Origin of the sequence: Bordetella genomosp. 6 (assembly GCF_002119705.1) — a bacterium.
Taxonomy (GTDB): domain Bacteria; phylum Pseudomonadota; class Gammaproteobacteria; order Burkholderiales; family Burkholderiaceae_B; genus Bordetella; species Bordetella bronchiseptica_F.
Genome location: NZ_CP021107.1, coordinates 133,127 through 153,902, shown reverse-complemented (window position 1 = coordinate 153,902; position 20,776 = coordinate 133,127). Strand labels below are relative to the sequence as shown.

Sequence of the window (20,776 nt, the reverse complement as noted above, 5' to 3'; positions counted from 1 at the left end):
GCATGGGAAAGATCACTGGCTTTATGGAATTCCAGCGCCTGCAGGAGGCCGCCGAGGCCCCGCAGAAGCGCCTCAAGCACTGGCGCGAGTTCGTCCTGCACCTGAGCGACGAGCAGGCCGGGCAACAGGCGGCGCGCTGCATGGACTGCGGCATTCCGTTCTGCAGCAACGGCTGCCCGGTCAACAACATCATCCCCGACTGGAACGACCTGGTCTACCGGCAGGACTGGCGCCGCGCGCTGGACGTCCTGCACTCGACCAACAACTTCCCCGAGTTCACCGGCCGCATCTGCCCGGCGCCGTGCGAAGCCGCCTGTACGCTGAACATCAACAGCGACGCCGTGGGCATCAAGTCGATCGAGCACGCCATCATCGACAAGGGCTGGGCCGAGGGCTGGGTGACGCCGCAGTTGCCGGCGCGCAAGACCGGCAAGAAGGTCGCCGTCGTAGGCTCCGGCCCCGCCGGGCTGGCCTGCTCGCAGCAGCTGGCGCGCGCCGGCCACTCGGTCACCCTGTTCGAGAAAAGCGATCGCATCGGCGGACTGCTGCGCTACGGCATTCCCGACTTCAAGCTGGAGAAGTCGCAGATCGACCGACGCATCGCGCAGATGGAAGCCGAGGGCGTGGAATTCGCCCCCTCGACCTACATCGGCAACCCGGATGACGCCGCCGCCGATGGGCTGACGGTGCGTACGCCGCAGTCGCTGCTGGCGGACTTCGATGCCGTCGTCATGACCGGCGGCTCGGAGACCCCGCGCGACCTGCCGGTGCCGGGGCGCGAGCTGTCCGGCGTGTACTACGCCATGGACTTCCTGCGCCAGCAGAACAAGGCGGTCGCCGGCGATCGCCTGAGCGGCCAGACGCTGGCCAAGGGCAAGCATGTGGTCGTGATCGGCGGCGGCGACACCGGTTCGGACTGCGTCGGAACCAGCAACCGCCACGGCGCGGCCTCGGTCACGCAATTCGAACTGCTGCCCCAGCCGCCCGAATGCGAGGACAAGCCCATGGTCTGGCCCTACTGGCCGCTCAGGCTGCGCACGTCGTCCTCGCATGACGAAGGCTGCGAGCGCGACTGGTCGGTGGCCACCAAGGCGCTGGTCGGCAGCGACGGCCAGGTCGAGAAGCTGGTCGGCGTGCGCGTCGAATGGTTCAAGGACGAAGCCACCGGCCAGATGAAGATGCGCGAGCTCGAAGACTCGGAATTCGAGATCCCGGCCGACCTCGTCCTGCTGGCCATGGGCTTTGTCTCGCCGGTGGCCACGGTGCTCGACGCGTTTGGCGTGGACCGCGACGCGCGCGGCAACGTGCGCGCCAACACCGACGACTACCGCACCAGCGTCGACAAGGTGTTTGCCGCCGGCGACATGCGGCGCGGCCAGTCGCTGGTCGTCTGGGCCATACGCGAAGGCCGCCAGTGCGCGCGCTCGGTCGACGAGTACCTGATGGGCGCATCCGACCTGCCGCGTTGACGGGAGCCCGTCCCGGCGGTGTGCCTGTCCCAGTGGGGACAGGCACACCATTCCGCGGCGGGGACGGCCCCGGTCCCTTGACGCAGCGCAAACAACCCGGCCGCGCGGCCCGGCCCGCTTGACCTGGGTCAAGCTGCCGGCGCGGCCGACCTGTCACGATTTCCAGACACTCAACGCAGATGGAGATCGTGCATGTACACGCTTTACCGGCAGGGCCGCGCCACCCTTGGCGCCGCGCTGCTCGCCGCCGGCCTGCTGGCCGCGCCGGCCCGGGCCCACGAGGCCGGCGACTGGCTGCTCAAGGTCGGCGCCTCGCAAGTCCGCCCCAAATCGAACAACGGCAGCGTCCTGAACGGGTCGGTGGACCTCGACGTCGACAATAATGTCCGGCCGTCGTTCACCGTCACCTACATGGCCACCCGCAACATCGGCATCGAACTGCTGGCGGCCTGGCCTTTCGAGCACGACGTCCGCGGCAGCGGCCTGGGCCGCATCGCCAGCACCAAGCAATTGCCGCCCACGCTCAGCGTGCAGTGGCACTTCCTGCCGGACAGCACCGTGCAGCCGTATGTCGGCGTCGGCCTGAACTACACCACCTTCTTCGACACCAGGACCCACGGCGCCCTCGAAGGCTCGGACCTCAAGCTGGGCGACTCCTGGGGCCTGGCGGGACAGCTGGGGGTGGACGTCAAGCTGAACGAGCGCTGGTTCCTCAACGCGGACCTGCGCTACATCGACATTTCGTCCAAGGTCAGACTGGACGGCCAGCGCATCGGCACCGCGCGCATCGACCCGTGGGTCGCCACCGTGGCGGTGGGCTACCGCTTCTAGGCGTCCCGCGGGCCGACAGGGGCGCAAGGCATAATGCGGAATTCACGCGACCATGAGATCAAGAGGAGCCCGCGCATGAAATCCTTCCGCCCCCTCGCCGCGGCGCTGCTGGCCGCCGCCACGCTGGCCGCCGCCGGCCCGGCCCGCGCCCAGGCCGACGACTGGCCCTCCAAGCCCATCACCCTGATCGTGCCGTACGCCCCGGGCGGATTCGCCGACACGCGCGTGCGCCTGCTGGCCCGCAAGCTGGGCGAATCGCTGCGGCAGACCGTCGTGGTCGAGAACAAGGCCGGCGCCGGCGGCGTCATCGGCACCAACCTGATCGCCAAGGCCGCCCCCGACGGTTACACCATCGGCACCGGGAACCTGGCGCCGATGGCGGTCAACCCCACCCTCATGCCCGCCATCCCCTACGATGCGCAGAAAGACCTGGCCCCTGTCGTGCTGATCGAGAACAGCCCGCTGGTGCTCAGCGTGCACAACACGCTGCCGGTCAAGAATCTGCAGGACCTGATCGCACTGGCCCGGAAGGAACCGGGCAAGCTGACCTTCGGGTCGTCCGGCGTGGGCGGCGCGCACCACCTGTCCGGCGAAATGTTCCGCGAGCAGGCCGGCATCGATATCGTCCATGTCCCCTATAAGGGCGGCAGCCTGGCGGCCACCGACCTGATGGGCGGCCACATCACCATGATGTTCGAAATGGGCTACTCGGCGCTGCCGTCCATCCAGAGCAAGAAAGTCCATCCCATCGCGGTCACGTCGCTCAAGCGGCTGGACGTACTGCCGGATGTGCCCACCATGGCCGAATCCGGACTGCCTGGCTTCGAGTCATACAATTGGCAGGGCATCGTCGCACCGGCCGGCACGCCGGCTCCCATCATTGCCCGCTTGAACTCCGAATTCAATAAGATCCTGAAAGATCCTGAGGTAGTGAAGGCAATCGCCGATACCGGAAGCCAGGCGGGCGGCGGAACCCCCGAAGAATTTGGCGCTTTCATCAAGTCCGAAACGGAAAAGTGGGCCAAGGTCATCAAGGCGGGCAATATCTCGCTGCAATGAGAAATTGATGCGTCCCTGATTGTATTGGCCCACAGGCGGACTTCACTTTTCCATTCGCGCACCAACGGCCGGCGACCATTGCGCTCGCGATACAATGGCCGTTTCGCCCGGCGCGGGCCGCCCGTGGGCGGCCCCCAACTCCTTACCGCTGCCTATGCCCGTTCATACCCGCAATAGCTCGGAACTCGCCCTGTCCCTGGAAGACGTGGCGCTCGGTTATGGCGACTTCACGGTGCTGGACGGCATCTCCATGCAGGTGCACGCCGGACAGGTGGTGGCGGTGATGGGCGGCTCCGGTTCCGGCAAGACGACGCTGCTGCGCGCGGCCACCGGCCAGATCGTCGCCCAGCGCGGTTCGGTCCAGGCCTTCGGCACCGACGTCGGCAGCGTCAGCCAGGACGGGCTGCAATCCCTGCGCAAGCGCATGGGCGTGCTGTTCCAGCAAGGGGCCCTGTTCACCGACCTCAACGTCTTCGAGAACGTCGCCTTCCCGCTGCGCGAGCACACCGCGCTGGACGAGGCGGAAGTCACCGCTCGCGTGCTCGACAAGCTGGACGCGGTGGGCCTGCGCACCGCCGCCCACCTGCGGGTGGCCGAGATCTCCGGCGGCATGGCGCGCCGGGTGGCGCTGGCCCGCGCCGTGGTGCTGGAGCCCGAACTCATCCTGTACGACGAGCCGTTTGCCGGGCTGGACCCGATTTCCCTGGGCATCACCGCGCGCCTGATCCGCAGCCTGGCCGACCGCCTCGGCTGCGCCACCGTGCTGATCACCCACGACGTGCAGGAATCCTTCGCAATCGCCGACCAGGTCTACCTGGTCGGGCAGGGCCGGCTGGCCGCGGCCGGCACGCCGCAGCAGCTGGCGGCCTCGCAGGACCCCTATGTCAAACAATTCCTGAACGGCGAGCCGGACGGGCCGGTGGCGTTCCAGTATCCGGAAACGCCGGCTTTCCGTGCCTGGCTCGCGCAACAAGAAGGACGCAAGCCATGAGCGCGCACAAGGCGCTGAGCGGCCTGGGCGGCTGGGTGCGCGGCCAGATCGGCGGCATCGGCTATTTCACGCGCTTCCTGGGCGCACTGCTGGCGCGCAGCGGCATCGCCGTGCGCCGCCCCGGCCTGGTGTCGCAGCAGGTCCACTTCATCGGCAACTATTCGCTGCTGATCATCGCGGTCTCGGGCCTGTTCGTCGGCTTCGTGCTGGGCCTGCAGGGCTACTACACCCTCAACCGCTACGGGTCCGAAGAGGCGCTGGGCCTGCTGGTGGCGCTGTCGCTGGTCCGCGAGCTGGGGCCGGTGGTCACGGCGCTGCTGTTCGCCGGCCGCGCCGGCACTTCGCTGACGGCCGAAATCGGCCTCATGAAGGCCGGCGAGCAACTCTCGGCCATGGAAGTCATGGCCGTGGACCCGATGCGCCGCGTGCTGGTGCCGCGCTTCTGGGGCGGCATCATCGCCATGCCCGTCCTGGCGGCGGTATTTTCCATGGTCGGCATCCTGGGCGGCTGGATCGTCGGGGTGCTGATGATAGGCGTGGACGCCGGCGCCTTCTGGTCGCAGATGCAAAACGGCGTGGACGTGCTGGACGACGTGCTCAACGGCGTGATCAAGAGCCTCGTGTTCGGCGTGACCGTCACCCTGGTGGCGCTTTACGAAGGCTGGCAGGCCCGCCCGACGCCCGAAGGCGTGGGCCGCGCCACCACCCGCACGGTGGTGGTCGGCTCGCTGGCCGTCCTTGGACTGGACTTCATCCTCACCGCCCTGATGTTTGGCAATTGATACGGATTCATCATGTCACGAGAAAAAACCGATTTCTGGGTAGGGCTTTTCGTGCTGCTGGGCGCGGCCGCCTTGCTGTTCCTGGCTCTGCGCGCGGGCAACCTCAGCACCTTCTCCTTCGCACCCACCTATCAGCTGACTGCCAATTTCGACAACATCGGCGGGCTGAAGGTGCGCGCCCCGGTCAAGAGCGCCGGCGTGGTGGTCGGACGGGTTTCCCGGATTGCCTTCGATGACAAGACCTTCCAGGCCGTTGTAACCTTTGACCTGGAAACCGCCTACCAATTCCCCACCGATTCGTCGGCCGCCATCCTGACCTCGGGCCTGCTGGGCGAGCAGTACGTCGGCCTGGCGCCGGGCGGCGAGGAAGAGGATTTCGCAGAGGGCGGCAAGATCCGCTATACCCAGAGCGCCGTGGTATTGGAACAACTGATCAGCCAGTTCCTGTACGGTACCGCCGAGAAACAGGGCTCCAGCGCCGCGCCGGAAACGGGCGCGGAACCCAAACCTCAGCAATAATCGCTGATACAGACTCGCGGGCGCCGGCCCATCGCAACCGGCGCCGCGCCCAGAACAACAACGGGCACCGTTGCGTTGCCCCCACAGGTTGACCTTGCCATGACGAAGCACTCTGCCGCTCGAATCGCCACCATCGCCGCCGCAGGCGTCCTGCTGGCCGGCTGCGCGGCGCCCAAGAACCCCGATCCGCGCGACCCCTGGGAAGGCTTCAACCGGGGCGTCTACAAGTTCAACGACACGGTCGACCGCGCGCTATTCAAGCCGGTGGCCCAGGCCTATACCTTCGTCACCCCGCAACCGGTGCGCAGCTGCGTGCACAACATGTTCAGCAACGTGGGCGACCTGTGGTCGGCCACCAACAGCTTCCTGCAGGGCCGCGGGCACGATTTCGTCAACACGATCGGCCGCTTCCTGTTCAACACCACCATGGGGATCGGCGGCTGCTTCGACGTCGCGTCGACCACCGGGGCGCGCAAGATCCCCAACGACTTCGGCGTGACGCTGGGTGTCTGGGGCTTCGGCCAGGGGCCGTACCTGGTGCTGCCGATCTGGGGCGCCAGCAGCGTGCGCGACGGCGTGGGCCTGATCGGCGACTGGACCGGCAACCAGGGCGCGACCATCGGCGCGATCGACAACGTGCCGCTGCGCAACTCGCTGTGGGGCCTGGAGGCCGTCGACCTGCGCGCCAGCCTGCTCGACACCACCGACACGGTGGATCGCGTGGCGCTGGATCCGTACAGCTTCGTGCGCGACGCCTACCTGCAGCGCCGCGCCGCCATGGTGCGCGGCACCAAGACGGGCGACGATACGCTGCCCACCTATGAAGACGAGGGCGATGACGACGCGGCCCCCGCCGCGCCGGCCCCCCAGCCGGCGGCCCAACCGGCGGCCCAGCCGCAGTAAGGCCGCCCGCCGCCCGATTCGCAAGGAGATTTCATGCGTTTTTCCATCGTTTCGCTGTTGCATCGACTGTTCCTCGCCGGCGCGCTGGCCCTGGCCGCCGGCGCCCAGGCCGCGCCCGACCCCATGGGTCCGCCCGACAAGTTCGTGCTCGACGCGGCCACCCAGACCATCGACATCCTCAAGAGCGACCAGAACGTCAAGGCCGGCAACCTGGCGCACATCAACCAGGTCGTCGACGCGCACATCCTGCCGTTCGTGAATTTCCAGAAAACCACCCGCCTGGCGGCCGGCCGCTACTGGCGCCAGGCCACCGACACCCAGAAGGCGGAGCTGGCCAAGGCGTTTCGCGGCACCCTGGTGCGCACCTACAGCGGCGCGCTCACCAAGGTCGACAACGGCACCACCATCAAGCTGCTGCCGTTTCGCGGCGACCCCAACGCCGACGACGTCGTGGTGCGTTCGCTGATCAGCCAGAGCAACAGCCAGCCGGTACAGGTGGACTACCGCCTCGAGAAGACGCCGCAGGGCTGGCGCATCTACGACATGAACGTCGAGGGCATCTGGCTGATCGAGAACTATCGCAACCAGTTCGCCCAGCAGATCAACCAGAACGGGATCGACGGCCTGATCCAGGCGCTGAACCAGCGCAACCAATAAGGCCGCGACGGCAAAACCCCGGCTGGCCGGGGACATTGCCCGGCAACGGCGAAGCCCCCTCTATAATGGGGAATTCGCTCTTTTTTCCGGGCACTTCCCGCTTTATGTCAGCCGTCAGCCTCGAACACGTCTCAAAAATCTACCAGCCGCGCCGGCGCGGCTGGAAGCAGCTTTTCGGCCAGCCTGCCGCCCCGGGCTTCCAGGCGCTCAACGATGTCAGCCTGCAGATCGAGCATGGCGAATTCTTCGGCCTGCTCGGCCCCAACGGCGCCGGCAAGACCACCCTGATCTCGATCCTGGCCGGCCTGGCGCACGCCACCACCGGCCGCGCCAGCGTGTGCGGCTACGACGTCGTGGCCGACTACAAGACCGCCCGCCGGGCCCTGGGCGTGGTGCCGCAGGAGCTGGTCTACGACCCGTTTTTCACCGTGCGCGAGACGCTGCGCATCCAGTCAGGCTATTTCGGCCTGCGCCGCAACGACGACTGGATCGACGAAATCCTGTTCAACCTGGGACTGGCCGACAAGGCCGACACCAACATGCGCGCGCTGTCGGGCGGCATGAAGCGCCGCGTGCTGGTGGCGCAGGCCCTGGTGCACCGCCCTCCGGTCATCGTGCTGGACGAACCGACCGCCGGCGTGGACGTGGACCTGCGCCGCACCCTGTGGGAATTCATCTCGCGCCTGAACAAGGCCGGCCACACCATCATGCTGACCACGCACTACCTCGAAGAGGCCGAGGCGCTCTGTACGCGCATCGCCATGCTCAAAGGGGGACGCATTGTCGCCCTGGACACCACGCAGGCGCTGCTGGCGCGGGTCGGCGGCGTGGACCTCGAAGACGCGTTCGTGCGCATCATGCACCAGGACGACCCGGCCGAGCCGCGCGCCCTGGACCCGGAGGAGGCCGCATCGTGAGCCAGTCCGACACCTCCGCCGCCAGCCGCCCCCTGGTGCAGCCGCGCCTGGACGCCGGCTCGGGCTTTCCGACCCTGCTGCGCAAGGAGCTGCTGCGTTTCTGGAAAGTCAGCTTCCAGACCATCGCCGCGCCGGTCATCACGGCCCTGCTGTACCTGCTGGTGTTCGCCCATGTGCTGGAAGGACGCCTGGTGGTCTATGGCAGCGTGCCATACACCGCGTTCCTGATTCCCGGCCTCATGATGATGAGCATGCTGCAGAACGCCTTCGCCAACCCGTCGTCGTCGCTGATCCAGAGCCGCGTCACCGGCAACCTGGTGTTCATGCTGCTGCCGCCGCTGTCGCACCGCGAGATTTTCGCCGCCTACGTGCTGGCGGCGGTGGTGCGCGGCATGGCGGTCGGGCTTTGCGTGTGGATCGTGGCGCTGTTCTTCATCCCGCTGCCGCCGCAGAACCTGGCCTGGGTGCTGCTGTTCGCGATGCTGGCCTGCGGCATCATGGGCGTGCTGGGCCTGATCGCCGGGCTGTGGTCCGAGAAGTTCGACCAGCTGGCCGCCTTCCAGAACTTCCTGATCATGCCCGCGACCTTCCTGTCCGGCGTGTTCTATTCCATTCACACCCTGCCGCCGTTCTGGCAGGCGGTGTCGCACTGGAACCCCATTTTCTACACGATCGACGGCTTCCGCTACGGCTTCTTCTCGGTATCCGATGTGTCGCCATGGCATAGCCTGGCGGTCGTGGCCGGCGTCTTCGCCGTGCTGTCGCTTTACGCGCTGCGCCTGCTGGGCAGCGGCTACAAACTCAGGAACTGATGTCCATGCTTCCCACCCCCGAGCAGGTCCGCCAGTACATTGCCGACGGACTCCCGTGCGAACACCTCGACGTGCAGGGCGACGGCTCGCACTTCGACGCGGTGATCGTCAGCGCCGCCTTCGAGGGCAAGCGCCTGATCGCGCGCCACCAGCTGGTCTACGCCGCGCTGGGGGACCGCATGAAGGCGGAGATCCATGCGCTGTCGATGCGCACGCTGACTCCCGCCGAGTACGCCAAGGCGGGAAGCTGATGGACAAACTGCGCATCACCGGCGGCTCGCCCCTGCGCGGGGAAGTCACGGTCTCGGGCGCCAAGAACGCGGCCCTGCCCATCCTGTGCGCCAGCCTGCTCACCTCCGAGCCGCTCGTGCTGGGCAATGTGCCGCAACTGAACGACACCTCCACCACGCTGCGCCTGCTGGGCCGCATGGGCGTGCGCGCCGCACGCGCCGGCGACGGCGCCGTCACCCTGCAGGCCGACCAGGTCGACAACCTCGAAGCGCCGTACGAACTGGTCAAGACCATGCGCGCCTCGATCCTGGTCCTGGGCCCGCTGCTGGCCCGCTTCGGGCAGGCCCGCGTCAGCCTGCCGGGCGGCTGCGCGATCGGCCAGCGGCCGGTCGACCAGCACATCAAGGGGCTGGCGGCGCTGGGCGCCGAGATCGAGATCGAACATGGCTTCGTGGTGGCGCGCGCCAAGCGCCTGAAGGGCGCCTCGATCCGCACCGACATGGTCACCGTCACCGGCACCGAAAACCTGCTGATGGCGGCGGTGCTGGCCGAGGGACAGACCGTGCTGGAAAATGCCGCGCGCGAACCCGAGGTGGTCGACCTGGCCGAACTGCTCATCAAGATGGGCGCGCGCATCCAGGGCCATGGCACCGACCGCATCGTCATCGATGGCGTCGAGCGGCTGCACGGCGCGCGCCACGACGTCATTCCCGACCGCATCGAGGCCGGCACCTTCCTGTGCGCGGTAGGCGCGGCTGGCGGCGACATCACGCTGCGCGGCGCCGCGCCCGACACCATGGGCGCCACGCTGGACAAGCTGGTCGAGGCCGGCCTGACCATCGAAACCGGGCCGGACTGGATCCGCGGCGCCATGCACGGCCGCCCCCGCGCCGTCGGCGCGCGCACGCACGAGTACCCCGGCTTCGCCACCGACATGCAGGCCCAGCTGATGGCGCTGGACACGGTCGCCGACGGCACCGCCGTCATCGTCGAGAATATCTTCGAGAACCGCTACATGCACGTGCAGGAGCTGTGCCGCCTGGGCGCCGACATCGACATCGACGGCCATACCGCCGTCGTACGCGGGGTCGCCCGGCTGTCCGGCGCCACCGTCATGGCCACCGACCTGCGCGCCTCGGCCAGCCTGGTGATCGCCGGCCTGGCCGCCGAGGGCGAGACCGTGGTGGACCGCATCTACCATCTGGATCGCGGTTACGATCGGATGGAAGTCAAACTGCGCGCCCTGGGCGCGAGCATTCAACGCGTAACTGGCAAGGAAACGGCATGAGCACCGCCGCCGCCCCCCTGACGCTGGCCCTGTCCAAGGGCCGCATCTTCGAAGAAACCATGCCGCTGCTGGCCGAAGCCGGCATCGAGGTCCCCGAGAACCCGGAAAGCTCGCGCAAGCTGATCCTGCCTACCAGCGACCCGGGCCTGCGCCTGATCATCGTGCGCGCCTCCGACGTGCCGACCTACGTGCAGTACGGCGCGGCCGACCTGGGCATCGCCGGCAAGGACGTGCTGATCGAGCACGCCGCCCAGCAATCGGGGCGGCTGTACCAGCCCATCGACCTGAACATCGCCAAATGCCGCCTGTGCGTGGCGGTGCGCCAGGACTTCGACTACCAGGCGGCCGTGCACCAGGGCGCGCGCCTGCGCGTGGCCACCAAGTACGTGCAGTCGGCGCGCGAGCATTTCGCCGCCAAGGGCGTGCACGTCGACATCATCAAGCTGTACGGCTCGATGGAGCTGGCCCCGCTGGTCGGCCTGGCCGACGCCATCGTCGACCTGGTCTCGACCGGCGGCACGCTGCGCGCCAACGGCCTGGCGGCCGTCGAGGACGTCATGCCGATTTCCTCGCGCCTGATCGTCAACCAGGCCGCGCTCAAGACGCGCGGCGCGCGCCTGCAGCCGCTCATCGACGCGTTCCGGCGCGCCAGCGAACGCATCGCCTGAACCTCGCCGCCCGCGCCGGCGGGCGGCCTTCCTTGCAGTACCATGACGCCATGGCCTTGATCAATCGTCTCGACTCCCGCGACCCCGGGTTCAAAACCGCCCTGTCCCAATTGCTGGCCTTCGAGGCCGAGCAGGACGAATCCATCGACCATGCCGCCGCCGGCATCCTGGCCGACGTGCGCCGCCGCGGCGACGCCGCGCTGCTCGAATACACGCAGCGCTTCGACCGCCTGGCCGCCGCCGACGCCGCGGCCCTGGAAATCCCCCGGGCCGATTGGCATGCGGCGCTGGACGCGCTGCCGGCCGCCCAGCGCCAGGCGCTGGAAGCCGCCGCCGCGCGCGTGCGCGCCTACCATGAGCGCCAGCGCGGCGAGACCTGGACCTACACCGAGGCCGACGGCACCATGCTGGGCCAGCAGATCACGGCGCTGGACCGCGTCGGCCTGTACGTGCCCGGCGGCAAGGCCGCCTATCCGTCGTCGGTGCTGATGAACGCGATTCCGGCCAAGGTGGCCGGCGTGCCCGAGCTGATCATGGTCACGCCCACGCCGGACGGCGTGCGCAATCCCATCGTGCTGGCCGCCGCCGCCATCGCCGGCGTGGACCGCGCCTTCGCCGTCGGCGGCGCCCAGGCCGTCGGCGCGCTGGCCTACGGCACCGCCACGGTGCCGGCGGTCGACAAGATCGTCGGCCCGGGCAACGCCTATGTCGCCGCCGCCAAGCGGCGCGTCTTCGGCACCGTCGGCATCGACATGATCGCCGGTCCGAGCGAAATCCTGGTCATCTGCGACGGCAAGACGCCGGCCGACTGGATCGCCATGGACCTGTTCTCGCAGGCCGAGCATGACGAGCTGGCCCAGTCCATCCTGCTCTGCCCCGACGCCGCCTTCCTGGCCGACGTCGAGGCCGCCATCGAACGCCTGCTGCCGACCATGCCGCGCGCCGATATCCTGCGCGTCAGCCTGGCCAACCGCGGCGCGCTCATCCTGGTGCGCGACCTCGAAGAAGCCTGCGCCATCGCCAACGACATCGCCCCCGAGCACCTGGAAATCTCCACCGAGCAACCGGAGCGCTGGACCGCCCTGATCCGCCACGCGGGCGCGATCTTCATGGGCCGCTACAGTTCGGAAGCGCTGGGCGACTACTGCGCCGGCCCCAACCACGTCCTGCCGACCTCGCGCACGGCGCGCTTCTCCTCGCCGCTGGGCGTGTACGACTTCCAGAAGCGCTCCAGCCTGATCCAGGTCTCGCGCGAAGGCGCCCAGACGCTGGGCCGCATCGCCGCCGAACTGGCCCTGGGCGAAGGCCTGCAGGCCCACGCCGCCAGCGCCCAGTACCGGCTCGACCAGCCATGACCGGCGTCGCGGCGTCCGAGCGCATCGCCCGCGCCGTGCGGGCCGACATCCGGGCGCTGACCGCTTATCCGGTGGCCGATGCCGCCGGCTGCATCAAGCTGGACGCGATGGAATGCCCGTACGAGCTGCCCGCCGAGGTGCGGGACGACATCGCCCTGGCCGCCCGCGAGACGCCGCTCAACCGCTACCCGGCCGCCGCCAACCCGGCGCTGCAGGCCCAGGTGCGCCAGGCGTTCGGGGTGCCGGCCCAGGCGGGCCTGCTGTTCGGCAACGGCTCGGACGAACTCATCCACCTGATCATCCAGGCCTGTTGCGAGCCCGGCGACACGGTGCTGTCGCCCTGGCCCTCTTTCGTGTACTTCGACATGGCGGCGCGCCTGTCGCACGCCCGTTTCGTCGGCGTGCCGCTGACCGCCGGGCTGGAGCTGGACCTGCCGGCCACCCTGGCCGCCATCGAGGCGCACCAGCCCAAGGTCGTGTTCCTGGCGCTGCCCAACAACCCCACCGGCAGCCTGTGGCCCGACGCTGCGGTGCGCGCCATCCTGGACGCCGCCCCCGGCCTGGTCGTGCTCGACGAAGCCTACCAGCCGTTCGCGGGGCACACCTGGATGCCGCGCATCATGGACGAGCCCAACGCCGTCGTGATGCGAACCGTATCCAAGATCGGCCTGGCCGGCCTGCGCTTCGGCTACCTGGCCGGCCATCCGGCGTGGATCGCCGAATTCGACAAAGTGCGTCCCCCCTACAACATGGACGTGCTCAGCCAGGCGGTGCTGGCGGCGGTGCTGCGCCACAAGCCGGTACTCGACGCGCAGGCCGACCGCCTGCGCGCCGACCGCCAGCCGCTGGCCGACGGCCTGGCCGCATTGCCCGGCGTCACCGTGTTTCCGAGCGCCGCCAACTTCGTACTTGCGCGCTTTTGCGGCAAGCTGGACGGCAACGCCGTGCATCTTGCGCTGAAAACGCGCAAAATACTGGTTAGAAACTTCTCGAATGCTCACCCGCTGCTGGCCGACTGCCTGCGTATCTCCGTAGGCACGCCTACCGAGAACGCGGCGGTCCTGTCAGCGCTGCAAGACATCCTGAGTGCTTAACATGCGTACCGCTGAAATTACCCGCAACACCAATGAAACGCGCATCCGCGTGGCCGTCAACCTGGACGGCACCGGCAAGCAGACCATCGACACCGGCGTGCCGTTCCTGGACCACATGCTGGACCAGATCGCCCGCCATGGCCTGATCGACCTGGACATCAAGGCCGACGGCGACCTACATATCGACGCCCACCACACGGTCGAGGACGTCGGCATCACGCTGGGCATGGCCATCGCCAAGGCCGTCGGCAGCAAGGCCGGCCTGCGCCGCTACGGCCACGCCTACGTGCCGCTGGACGAGGCGCTGTCGCGCGTGGTGATCGATTTCTCGGGCCGTCCGGGGCTGGAATACCACATCGACTTCACGCGTGCGCGCATCGGCGACTTCGATGTGGACCTGACCCGCGAGTTCTTCCAGGGCCTGGTCAACCACGCCCTGATGACCCTGCACATCGACAACCTGCGCGGCTTCAACGCCCACCACCAGTGCGAAACGGTGTTCAAGGCCTTCGGCCGCGCGCTGCGCATGGCCCTGGAGGTCGACCCCCGCATGGGCGATGCCGTGCCGTCCACCAAGGGCGTGCTGTAACGCCCCGCACCCGCACCAGGCAGACACACTCGTGAGCACCATCGCCATTGTCGATTACGGAATGGGCAACTTCCATTCCGTCGCCCGCGCGCTGCAATACGCCGCGCCCGATGCCGACATCCGGATCTGCAACCGCCCCGAGCAGATCGACGCGGCCGACCGCGTCGTCTTTCCCGGCCAGGGCGCCATGCCCGACTGCATGCGCACGCTGAACGAATCCGGCCTGCGCGCCGCGGTCGAGCGCGCCGCCGCCAGCAAGCCGCTGATGGGCGTGTGCGTGGGCGAGCAGATGCTGTTCGAGCGCAGCGAGGAAGGCGATACGCCTTGCCTGGGCATCTTCCCGGGCGAGGTGCGCCGCTTCGCCGGCCCGCAGTTCGCCGACCCCGTCGCCGCCGACCAGGACGCCGCGGCGGCCCCCGCCGCCGCGCAGGAACGCCTGAAAGTCCCGCACATGGGCTGGAACCAAGTGCGGCAAACGCGCTCCCATGCTTTGTGGGAGGGCATTCCGGACGGCACGCATTTCTATTTCGTGCACAGTTATTATGCGGCTCCATCCGATCCGGCCCTGACCACCGGCGTGACCGATTACGGGGTCGCCTTTACCTGCGCCGTGGCGGCCGCTAACATTTTCGCGGTGCAGTTCCACCCCGAGAAGAGCGCCGAGCACGGTTTGCGCCTGTACCGCAATTTTGTAGACTGGCAACCGTAAACGCCTGTCGCAACGGCCTTGGGCCGATATTTCCAACGACTTTTTCAACGCTCGCTATCCACCATGCTGCTGATCCCCGCCATCGATCTCAAAGACGGGCGCTGCGTGCGCCTGCGCCAGGGTGACCTGGACGATGCTACGGTGTTCTCCGAAGACCCCGCCGCCATGGCAAGCCACTGGCTCGACCTGGGCGCCCGCCGGCTGCACCTGGTCGACCTGAACGGCGCCGTCGCGGGCAAGCCCAAGAACGAAGCGCCCATCAAGGCCATCCTGCAGGCCGTCGGCGACGACATCCCGGTACAGATCGGCGGTGGCATCCGCGACCTGGACACCATCGAGCGCTACCTGGACGCCGGGATCTCGTACGTGATCATCGGCACGGCCGCGGTCAAGAACCCGGGGTTCCTGCAGGACGCCTGCGGCGCGTTTCCCGGCCAGATCATCGTCGGCCTGGACGCCCGCGACGGCAAGGTCGCCACCGACGGCTGGAGCAAGCTGACGCGCCACGACGTGCTCGACCTGGCCAAGAAATTCGAGGACTATGGCTGTGAAGCCATCATCTACACGGACATCGGCCGCGACGGCATGCTCTCCGGCGTGAACGTCGACGCCACGGTGCGGCTGGCGCAGCACGTGCGCATCCCGGTGTACGCCTCGGGCGGCATCGCCGGCCTGTCCGATATCGAAGCCCTCTGCGCGGTCGAGGACGATGGCGTGGAAGGCGCCATCCTGGGCCGCAGCATCTACGAAGGCGCGCTCGACTTCCAGGCTGCCCAGGCCCGCGCCGACGAACTCGCCAAATGAATGCCAGCCGCAGCACCGCCGCCGGCGCCAGCGCGCTGACGCGCCGCATCATCCCCTGCCTCGACGTGACCGCCGGCCGCGTCGTCAAGGGCGTGAACTTCGTCAACCTCACCGATGCGGGCGATCCGGTCGAGATCGCGCGCCGCTACAACGAGCAGGGCGCCGACGAACTCACCTTCCTCGACATCACCGCCACCAGCGACGGCCGCGACCTCATCCTGCCCATCATCGAGCAGGTGGCCTCGCAGGTCTTCATCCCCCTGACGGTGGGCGGCGGGGTGCGGCAGGTCTCGGACGTGCAGCGCCTGCTCAATGCCGGCGCCGACAAGATCAGCATCAACAGCGCGGCGGTCGCCAACCCCGAGCTGGTACGCGCCGCGGCCGACTACCATGGCTCGCAATGCATCGTGGTCGCCATCGACGCGCGCCGCAGCTCGGCCGAGGGCGAGCCGGCCCGCTGGGAAGTCTTCACGCACGGCGGCCGCAAGGCCACCGGGCTGGACGCCGTGGCCTGGGCGCGCCGCATGGCCGCCTATGGCGCCGGCGAGATCCTGCTGACCAGCATGGACCGCGACGGCACCAAGTCGGGCTTCGACCTGGCGCTCACCCGCGCCGTATCCGATGCCGTGCCCGTGCCCGTCATCGCCTCGGGCGGCGTGGGCAACCTGCAGCACCTGGCCGACGGCGTGACCACCGGCCGCGCCAGCGCCGTGCTGGCCGCCAGCATCTTCCACTTCGGCCAACACACCGTGCGCGAGTGCAAGCAGTACATGGCCGAGCGCGGCATTGCCGTGAGACTGACATGAACACCGAAACCACCTGGATGGCCGACGTCGTCTTCGACGAGAACGGCCTGATCCCGGCCATCGCCCAGGATGCCGAAACCGGCCAGATCCTGATGGTCGCCTGGATGAACCGCGAAGCGCTGGCCGAGACGGCCGCCACCGGGCGCGCCGTGTACTGGTCGCGCTCGCGCCAGCGCCTGTGGCGCAAGGGCGAAGAGTCCGGCCATGCCCAGGACGTGCACGAACTGCGGCTGGACTGCGACGGCGACGTCATCCTGCTGAAGGTCCACCAGAACGGCGGCATCGCCTGCCATACCGGACGCGCCAGCTGTTTCTACCGCCGCCTCGAGGGAACCGCCAGCCAGGCCGAGTGGATCACCATCGACCCGGTGCTGAAAGACCCGGAGCTGATCTACAAATGACCATCCCGACCGCCGGCGACGACATCCTGTCGCGCATCGCCGATACCCTGGCCACGCGCCGCCCCGAGGCCGGCGGCGATCCGCAGTCGTCGTACGTCGCGAAGCTGCTGTCCAAGGCGCCCGACGCCTTCCTGAAGAAGATCGGCGAGGAGGCCACCGAGCTGGTCATGGCGGCCAAGGACGGCCAGCCCGAGCGCATCATCAGTGAAACCGCTGATCTCTGGTTCCACTGTCTGGTAGCCTTGACCCATTACAATCTGCGGCCCGAGGACGTACTGGCCGAACTGGCGCGCCGCGAGGGATTGTCCGGCCTCGAGGAAAAGGCCCGGCGGCCGCGAGACTGAGCACGGAACCTGACATGAGCGACAACTGTATCTTCTGCAAGATCGCCTGCGGCGAAATCCCGGCCAAGAAAGTGTTCGAGGATGACGAATTCATCGCCTTCCACGACATCAACCCGGCCGCGCCGGTGCACCTGCTGCTGATCCCGCGCCGCCACGTCGTGTCGTTGCAGGACATCGCCGAGGACGACGCCGGCTGGTTGGGTAGAATGACTGTACTGGCGTCGCGCCTGGCGGCCGGCAACGGCTGCAACCCCGGCCCCGACGGGGGCTTTCGCCTGATGGCCAATTCCGGGGCCGAAGGCGGCCAGGAAGTACCGCATCTGCATTTCCATATTCTGGGTGGTCCGCGTCCCTGGAAAGGCCGCGTGGCTCCCGCCGCATAAATTCGGAGAACCGTCATGGGTAGCTTCAGTATCTGGCATTGGTTGATTGTCCTGGTCATCATCGCGCTGGTGTTCGGCACCAAGAAACTGCGCAACGTCGGCTCGGACCTGGGAAGCGCCGTCAAGGGCTTCAAGGACGGCATGAAGGACGCCAGCGCCGACAAGCCGGCCGACCAGGTCACGCAGCAACGCGTGTCCGACGACACCATCGACGTGCAGGCCAAAGAGAAAAGCAACTCCTAGTCCCGGCCCGGGATCGGCCCATGACGGCGCCGGTCCTTTCCCATCGTTCCAGTTCCTACAAGCGGCAGCCGCATGTTTGATGTCAGCTTCACAGAGCTGATGGTGATCGGCGTCATTGCGCTGGTCGTCATCGGCCCCGAACGCCTGCCCAAGGTGGCACGCACCATCGGCCATCTCCTGGGCCGGGCGCAGCGCTACGTCAATGACGTGAAGTCCGATATCCGGCGCGAGATCGAACTCGACGAACTGCGCAAGTTCAAGGACGAGATGGACGAGACCGCGCGATCGATGCAGACGTCCTTGCGCGAGACCGAGGATACGCTGCGCGACAGCACCCAGGCGCTGCGCGCGGAGCTCGACGAAACCGCCCGCGACGCCTCCAAGGCCGTCGGCGGCGCCGACGCCCCGGCCGGACCCGCGCCCGCCGTCGCCAGCGACGCCGACACCGACACGCGCAGCATCGCGCCTCCCGCGGCGGCCACGCCCGCCGACAAGACCCCACCGCCTACCGGTAGCGCAACGTGAGCCAGGACGCCTCCACCGACAACCCCGACCAGCAGCAGGACAGTTTCATCTCGCACCTGGTCGAACTGCGCAGCCGCCTGCTCAAGGCCGCTGGCGCCGTGGTCGCCGTATTCATCGTGCTGTTCCTGTATCCCGGCGCCTCGGCCATCTACGACGTGCTGGCCCAGCCCATGCTGGCTTCGCTGCCCGAAGGCACCCGCATGATCGCCACCGGCGTCATCACGCCGTTCATGGTGCCCGTCAAGGTCACCATGATGGCCGCCTTCGTGGTGGCCCTGCCGGTGGTGCTGTACCAGGCCTGGGCCTTCGTGGCCCCCGGCCTGTACAAGCACGAGAAGCGCCTGGCGCTGCCGCTGATCCTCTCCAGCACGCTGCTGTTCATCATCGGCATGGCGTTCTGCTATTTCTTCGTGTTCCGCACGGTCTTTCACTTCATCGCCACGTTCGCGCCGCAATCGATCACGCCGGCGCCCGATATCGAGGCCTATCTCAGCTTCGTCATGACGATGTTCATGGCCTTCGGCATCACGTTCGAGGTGCCGGTGGCCGTGGTGCTGCTGGTCAAGACCGGCATCGTCGAAGTGGCCAAGCTGCGCGCCGCGCGCGGCTACGTCGTGGTGGGCGCCTTCGTCATCGCGGCCGTGGTGACCCCGCCCGACGTGGTCAGCCAGTTCATGCTGGCCGTGCCGCTGTGCCTGCTGTACGAAGTGGGCCTGCTGTGCGCGCGCCTAGTCACGCCCAGGCGCCGCGGCGAGGAAGAATCCGAAGACGACCAGGCCCTGACCGAGCGCCACTAAGACAGGCTGACGGACAACCCGCGCCCGCGAAAAAGTGGACGGTTTCACGCTTGTCGCGGCCACCCGGCAAGCCTACATTGCGGGCATGAGCCAAGCAGACCGTCTGCGCGCCTCGATGCGATGGCGCGGAATTTCCAGCCAGAACCAATTGGCGCGCATTTCCGGCGTGCCGCAATCCACCATCCACCGCATCCTGGCGCGCGGCGACGCCTATGCGCCCACGCGCGCCACGCTGGAGCGGCTGGCGCGCGCGCTGCACACCACCGTACCCTGGCTCAGCGACGGCATGGTCGGCACCAGCGCCGCGCCCGAGCCCGCGCCGTCCTCCCCCGACGGCAGCCTGGCCGAGCTGCAAGCGCTCTGGGCGCGGCTGCCGCGCCCCGCGCGCCGCCACATGCTGGCCGTCGTGCGCCTGGCCGCGGCCAGCGCCAACCGCTAGCCGGCCCGGCTCAGCGTGGCCGGCTGGGGCGCACGCCCACCGTCACCTTCAGCTCCACCGGCTTGCCGGCGCGCAACACGCTGGCCACGGCCTGCCGGCCGGGCTCCAGCGACGCGATCTGGCCCAGCAGACCCCGCGTGTCGACCACCGGCGCGCCATCGAGCGCCTGCACGATGTCGCCCACCCGCATGCCGGCCTTGCCCGCCGGCCCGTCGCGCATGACGCCCGCGATGATCACGCCGCGCGCGTCGCGCGGCAGCTGGAAGGCACGCGCCAGCTCGGGCGTCATGTCCTGCGGCTCGATGCCGAACCAGCCGCGCCGCACGGCGCCCGTGCGCACGATGTCTTCCATCACCCGGCGCGCGCTGTCGACCGGGATGGCAAAGCCTATGCCCAGCGAGCCGCCGGTCTCCGAATAAATGGCCGTATTGATGCCGACCAGGTCGCCGCGGGCGTCGATCAGCGCGCCGCCCGAATTGCCGGGATTGATCGCCGCGTCGGTCTGGATGAAGTTCTCATAGGTATTGATCCCCAGGCCGTTGCGTCCCAGCGCCGACACGATGCCCTGGGTGGTGGTCTGGCCCACGCCGAAGGGGTTGCCGATGGCCAGCACCACGTCGCCCACCCGCGGCGCGCGCTTGTCGGCAAAGGTCGCGACCGGCAGCTCGCCCAGCTTGCCCGACAGCTTGAGCACCGCCAGGTCGGTCTCCGGATCCGCGCCCACCACCTTGGCCGCCGCCTGGCGCCCGTCGGCCAGGGCCACCTCGATGGCGTCGGCGGCTTCGACGACGTGATAGTTGGTCAGCACATAGCCCTCGGCGCTGACGATCACCCCCGAGCCCAGGCTGGTGGACGCCTCGCGGCGGCTCAGGCCCGGCACCTGGCCGAACAGCTGGCGCAACACCGGGTCGTCGGGCAGCGGCACCAGCGGCACGTTGACATGCTTGGTGGTGTAGACGTTGACTACCGCCGGCGCGGCGCGCGCCACCGCGTCGGCGTACGATGCCCCTGCCTGGCCGGCCGCGGGCGCGCGGGCAGCCGGCGCCGGGCCCGACAGCCGCAGCCAATCGGGGCGCAGGGTCGTGACGACGAATAAAATGGCCAGACTGACTGTCACGGCCTGAGCAAATATCAGCCAAAGACGGCGCATGATTTTCGAT

27 protein-coding genes are annotated in these 20,776 nt (G+C 68.4%); 26 read left to right on the top strand and 1 reads right to left on the bottom strand.

Annotated elements, in window-relative coordinates; all coding sequences use genetic code 11:
- Positions 1-2: 2 nt before the first annotated feature.
- The 26 genes from CAL11_RS00760 to CAL11_RS00635 all read left to right on the top strand — a co-directional run bounded on the left by CAL11_RS00760 (position 3) and on the right by CAL11_RS00635 (position 19,616).
- Positions 3-1,469 carry a glutamate synthase subunit beta gene (locus tag CAL11_RS00760; RefSeq protein WP_033449226.1) on the top strand — a complete coding sequence of 489 codons (1,467 nt, stop codon included), beginning with the start codon at positions 3-5 and terminating at the stop codon, positions 1,467-1,469.
- Between the two features lie 192 nt (positions 1,470-1,661).
- A complete protein-coding gene (locus CAL11_RS00755) occupies positions 1,662-2,300 on the top strand; it encodes an OmpW/AlkL family protein (protein WP_033449228.1) in 639 nt (212 codons plus the stop codon).
- Between the two features lie 75 nt (positions 2,301-2,375).
- Complete coding sequence (locus CAL11_RS00750; protein WP_086091843.1) at positions 2,376-3,359, top strand: Bug family tripartite tricarboxylate transporter substrate binding protein; 984 nt, start codon at positions 2,376-2,378, stop codon at positions 3,357-3,359.
- A gap of 154 nt (positions 3,360-3,513) precedes the next feature.
- Positions 3,514-4,350 carry an ABC transporter ATP-binding protein gene (locus tag CAL11_RS00745; RefSeq protein WP_164872526.1) on the top strand — a complete coding sequence of 279 codons (837 nt, stop codon included), beginning with the start codon at positions 3,514-3,516 and terminating at the stop codon, positions 4,348-4,350.
- Positions 4,347-5,132, top strand: coding sequence for a lipid asymmetry maintenance ABC transporter permease subunit MlaE (mlaE, locus tag CAL11_RS00740; RefSeq protein ID WP_003815775.1), 786 nt, complete (start codon positions 4,347-4,349; stop codon positions 5,130-5,132). The genes CAL11_RS00745 and mlaE overlap by 4 nt, the downstream gene beginning before the upstream one ends.
- A 12-nt stretch (positions 5,133-5,144) precedes the next feature.
- Positions 5,145-5,651, top strand: a complete 507-nt coding sequence (mlaD, locus tag CAL11_RS00735; RefSeq protein ID WP_003818108.1) for an outer membrane lipid asymmetry maintenance protein MlaD — start codon at positions 5,145-5,147, stop codon at positions 5,649-5,651.
- A gap of 99 nt (positions 5,652-5,750) precedes the next feature.
- Positions 5,751-6,554: an MlaA family lipoprotein gene (locus tag CAL11_RS00730; protein WP_167382422.1), complete on the top strand. Its 804-nt coding sequence runs from the start codon at positions 5,751-5,753 to the stop codon at positions 6,552-6,554.
- Positions 6,555-6,587: 33 nt separating this feature from the next.
- Entirely contained in the window at positions 6,588-7,211 is a 624-nt protein-coding gene (locus tag CAL11_RS00725; RefSeq protein WP_003815780.1) for an MlaC/ttg2D family ABC transporter substrate-binding protein, read from the top strand.
- Between the two features lie 104 nt (positions 7,212-7,315).
- Positions 7,316-8,128, top strand: a complete 813-nt coding sequence (locus tag CAL11_RS00720; protein WP_167382421.1) for an ABC transporter ATP-binding protein — start codon at positions 7,316-7,318, stop codon at positions 8,126-8,128.
- A complete protein-coding gene (locus CAL11_RS00715) occupies positions 8,125-8,940 on the top strand; it encodes an ABC transporter permease (RefSeq protein WP_033468224.1) in 816 nt (271 codons plus the stop codon). The genes CAL11_RS00720 and CAL11_RS00715 overlap by 4 nt, the downstream gene beginning before the upstream one ends.
- A complete protein-coding gene (locus CAL11_RS00710) occupies positions 8,940-9,191 on the top strand; it encodes a BolA family protein (protein WP_003815785.1) in 252 nt (83 codons plus the stop codon). Before CAL11_RS00715 ends, CAL11_RS00710 begins: the two co-directional genes overlap by 1 nt.
- Positions 9,191-10,459: a UDP-N-acetylglucosamine 1-carboxyvinyltransferase gene (murA, locus tag CAL11_RS00705; protein WP_086091840.1), complete on the top strand. Its 1,269-nt coding sequence runs from the start codon at positions 9,191-9,193 to the stop codon at positions 10,457-10,459. Before CAL11_RS00710 ends, murA begins: the two co-directional genes overlap by 1 nt.
- Positions 10,456-11,127 carry an ATP phosphoribosyltransferase gene (gene hisG / locus CAL11_RS00700; protein ID WP_033468230.1) on the top strand — a complete coding sequence of 224 codons (672 nt, stop codon included), beginning with the start codon at positions 10,456-10,458 and terminating at the stop codon, positions 11,125-11,127. The genes murA and hisG overlap by 4 nt, the downstream gene beginning before the upstream one ends.
- A gap of 50 nt (positions 11,128-11,177) precedes the next feature.
- Complete coding sequence (hisD, locus tag CAL11_RS00695; RefSeq protein WP_033468370.1) at positions 11,178-12,482, top strand: histidinol dehydrogenase; 1,305 nt, start codon at positions 11,178-11,180, stop codon at positions 12,480-12,482.
- Positions 12,479-13,576: a histidinol-phosphate transaminase gene (hisC, locus tag CAL11_RS00690; protein WP_086091839.1), complete on the top strand. Its 1,098-nt coding sequence runs from the start codon at positions 12,479-12,481 to the stop codon at positions 13,574-13,576. The genes hisD and hisC overlap by 4 nt, the downstream gene beginning before the upstream one ends.
- A gap of 1 nt (position 13,577) precedes the next feature.
- Positions 13,578-14,165, top strand: coding sequence for an imidazoleglycerol-phosphate dehydratase HisB (gene hisB, locus CAL11_RS00685; protein WP_003815795.1), 588 nt, complete (start codon positions 13,578-13,580; stop codon positions 14,163-14,165).
- Between the two features lie 31 nt (positions 14,166-14,196).
- On the top strand, positions 14,197-14,874 hold the full coding sequence (gene hisH / locus CAL11_RS00680; protein ID WP_033468234.1) for an imidazole glycerol phosphate synthase subunit HisH: 678 nt from the start codon (positions 14,197-14,199) through the stop codon (positions 14,872-14,874).
- A gap of 63 nt (positions 14,875-14,937) precedes the next feature.
- Complete coding sequence (gene hisA, locus CAL11_RS00675) at positions 14,938-15,678, top strand: 1-(5-phosphoribosyl)-5-[(5-phosphoribosylamino)methylideneamino]imidazole-4-carboxamide isomerase (protein WP_033468237.1); 741 nt, start codon at positions 14,938-14,940, stop codon at positions 15,676-15,678.
- On the top strand, positions 15,675-16,484 hold the full coding sequence (gene hisF, locus CAL11_RS00670) for an imidazole glycerol phosphate synthase subunit HisF (RefSeq protein ID WP_033468240.1): 810 nt from the start codon (positions 15,675-15,677) through the stop codon (positions 16,482-16,484). Before hisA ends, hisF begins: the two co-directional genes overlap by 4 nt.
- Positions 16,481-16,885 carry a phosphoribosyl-AMP cyclohydrolase gene (gene hisI / locus CAL11_RS00665; protein ID WP_033468242.1) on the top strand — a complete coding sequence of 135 codons (405 nt, stop codon included), beginning with the start codon at positions 16,481-16,483 and terminating at the stop codon, positions 16,883-16,885. Before hisF ends, hisI begins: the two co-directional genes overlap by 4 nt.
- Positions 16,882-17,229, top strand: coding sequence for a phosphoribosyl-ATP diphosphatase (locus CAL11_RS00660; RefSeq protein WP_033468245.1), 348 nt, complete (start codon positions 16,882-16,884; stop codon positions 17,227-17,229). Before hisI ends, CAL11_RS00660 begins: the two co-directional genes overlap by 4 nt.
- A gap of 14 nt (positions 17,230-17,243) precedes the next feature.
- On the top strand, positions 17,244-17,612 hold the full coding sequence (locus CAL11_RS00655; RefSeq protein WP_086091838.1) for a histidine triad nucleotide-binding protein: 369 nt from the start codon (positions 17,244-17,246) through the stop codon (positions 17,610-17,612).
- Between the two features lie 15 nt (positions 17,613-17,627).
- Positions 17,628-17,855 carry a Sec-independent protein translocase subunit TatA gene (tatA, locus tag CAL11_RS00650; protein WP_033468251.1) on the top strand — a complete coding sequence of 76 codons (228 nt, stop codon included), beginning with the start codon at positions 17,628-17,630 and terminating at the stop codon, positions 17,853-17,855.
- 72 nt (positions 17,856-17,927) lie between these two features.
- Positions 17,928-18,380, top strand: a complete 453-nt coding sequence (tatB, locus tag CAL11_RS00645) for a Sec-independent protein translocase protein TatB (RefSeq protein ID WP_086091837.1) — start codon at positions 17,928-17,930, stop codon at positions 18,378-18,380.
- Complete coding sequence (gene tatC / locus CAL11_RS00640) at positions 18,377-19,177, top strand: twin-arginine translocase subunit TatC (protein ID WP_086091836.1); 801 nt, start codon at positions 18,377-18,379, stop codon at positions 19,175-19,177. Before tatB ends, tatC begins: the two co-directional genes overlap by 4 nt.
- Positions 19,178-19,262: 85 nt before the next feature.
- Positions 19,263-19,616, top strand: a complete 354-nt coding sequence (locus tag CAL11_RS00635) for a helix-turn-helix domain-containing protein (RefSeq protein WP_033468259.1) — start codon at positions 19,263-19,265, stop codon at positions 19,614-19,616.
- Between the two features lie 10 nt (positions 19,617-19,626).
- Here CAL11_RS00635 and CAL11_RS00630 read toward each other — a convergent pair whose 3' ends face one another.
- Entirely contained in the window at positions 19,627-20,766 is a 1,140-nt protein-coding gene (locus tag CAL11_RS00630; protein WP_033468262.1) for a S1C family serine protease, read from the bottom strand.
- Positions 20,767-20,776: the final 10 nt, after the last annotated feature.

What these genes read in the sequence shown, in the direction of transcription:
- CAL11_RS00760 (WP_033449226.1), top strand. Translation starts at nt 3, where the DNA reads ATGGGAAAGATCACTGGCTTTATGGAATTCCAGCGCCTGCAGGAGGCC.
- hisF (WP_033468240.1), top strand. Translation starts at nt 15,675, where the DNA reads ATGAATGCCAGCCGCAGCACCGCCGCCGGCGCCAGCGCGCTGACGCGC.
- murA (WP_086091840.1), top strand. Translation starts at nt 9,191, where the DNA reads ATGGACAAACTGCGCATCACCGGCGGCTCGCCCCTGCGCGGGGAAGTC.
- hisD (WP_033468370.1), top strand. Translation starts at nt 11,178, where the DNA reads ATGGCCTTGATCAATCGTCTCGACTCCCGCGACCCCGGGTTCAAAACC.
- hisB (WP_003815795.1), top strand. Translation starts at nt 13,578, where the DNA reads ATGCGTACCGCTGAAATTACCCGCAACACCAATGAAACGCGCATCCGC.
- mlaD (WP_003818108.1), top strand. Translation starts at nt 5,145, where the DNA reads ATGTCACGAGAAAAAACCGATTTCTGGGTAGGGCTTTTCGTGCTGCTG.
- mlaE (WP_003815775.1), top strand. Translation starts at nt 4,347, where the DNA reads ATGAGCGCGCACAAGGCGCTGAGCGGCCTGGGCGGCTGGGTGCGCGGC.
- hisI (WP_033468242.1), top strand. Translation starts at nt 16,481, where the DNA reads ATGAACACCGAAACCACCTGGATGGCCGACGTCGTCTTCGACGAGAAC.
- CAL11_RS00730 (WP_167382422.1), top strand. Translation starts at nt 5,751, where the DNA reads ATGACGAAGCACTCTGCCGCTCGAATCGCCACCATCGCCGCCGCAGGC.
- CAL11_RS00710 (WP_003815785.1), top strand. Translation starts at nt 8,940, where the DNA reads ATGTCCATGCTTCCCACCCCCGAGCAGGTCCGCCAGTACATTGCCGAC.
- CAL11_RS00725 (WP_003815780.1), top strand. Translation starts at nt 6,588, where the DNA reads ATGCGTTTTTCCATCGTTTCGCTGTTGCATCGACTGTTCCTCGCCGGC.
- tatA (WP_033468251.1), top strand. Translation starts at nt 17,628, where the DNA reads ATGGGTAGCTTCAGTATCTGGCATTGGTTGATTGTCCTGGTCATCATC.
- CAL11_RS00660 (WP_033468245.1), top strand. Translation starts at nt 16,882, where the DNA reads ATGACCATCCCGACCGCCGGCGACGACATCCTGTCGCGCATCGCCGAT.
- CAL11_RS00720 (WP_167382421.1), top strand. Translation starts at nt 7,316, where the DNA reads ATGTCAGCCGTCAGCCTCGAACACGTCTCAAAAATCTACCAGCCGCGC.
- CAL11_RS00635 (WP_033468259.1), top strand. Translation starts at nt 19,263, where the DNA reads ATGAGCCAAGCAGACCGTCTGCGCGCCTCGATGCGATGGCGCGGAATT.
- CAL11_RS00655 (WP_086091838.1), top strand. Translation starts at nt 17,244, where the DNA reads ATGAGCGACAACTGTATCTTCTGCAAGATCGCCTGCGGCGAAATCCCG.
- CAL11_RS00750 (WP_086091843.1), top strand. Translation starts at nt 2,376, where the DNA reads ATGAAATCCTTCCGCCCCCTCGCCGCGGCGCTGCTGGCCGCCGCCACG.
- hisA (WP_033468237.1), top strand. Translation starts at nt 14,938, where the DNA reads ATGCTGCTGATCCCCGCCATCGATCTCAAAGACGGGCGCTGCGTGCGC.
- tatB (WP_086091837.1), top strand. Translation starts at nt 17,928, where the DNA reads ATGTTTGATGTCAGCTTCACAGAGCTGATGGTGATCGGCGTCATTGCG.
- CAL11_RS00630 (WP_033468262.1), bottom strand. Translation starts at nt 20,766, where the DNA reads ATGCGCCGTCTTTGGCTGATATTTGCTCAGGCCGTGACAGTCAGTCTG.
- hisC (WP_086091839.1), top strand. Translation starts at nt 12,479, where the DNA reads ATGACCGGCGTCGCGGCGTCCGAGCGCATCGCCCGCGCCGTGCGGGCC.
- CAL11_RS00755 (WP_033449228.1), top strand. Translation starts at nt 1,662, where the DNA reads ATGTACACGCTTTACCGGCAGGGCCGCGCCACCCTTGGCGCCGCGCTG.
- hisG (WP_033468230.1), top strand. Translation starts at nt 10,456, where the DNA reads ATGAGCACCGCCGCCGCCCCCCTGACGCTGGCCCTGTCCAAGGGCCGC.
- CAL11_RS00745 (WP_164872526.1), top strand. Translation starts at nt 3,514, where the DNA reads ATGCCCGTTCATACCCGCAATAGCTCGGAACTCGCCCTGTCCCTGGAA.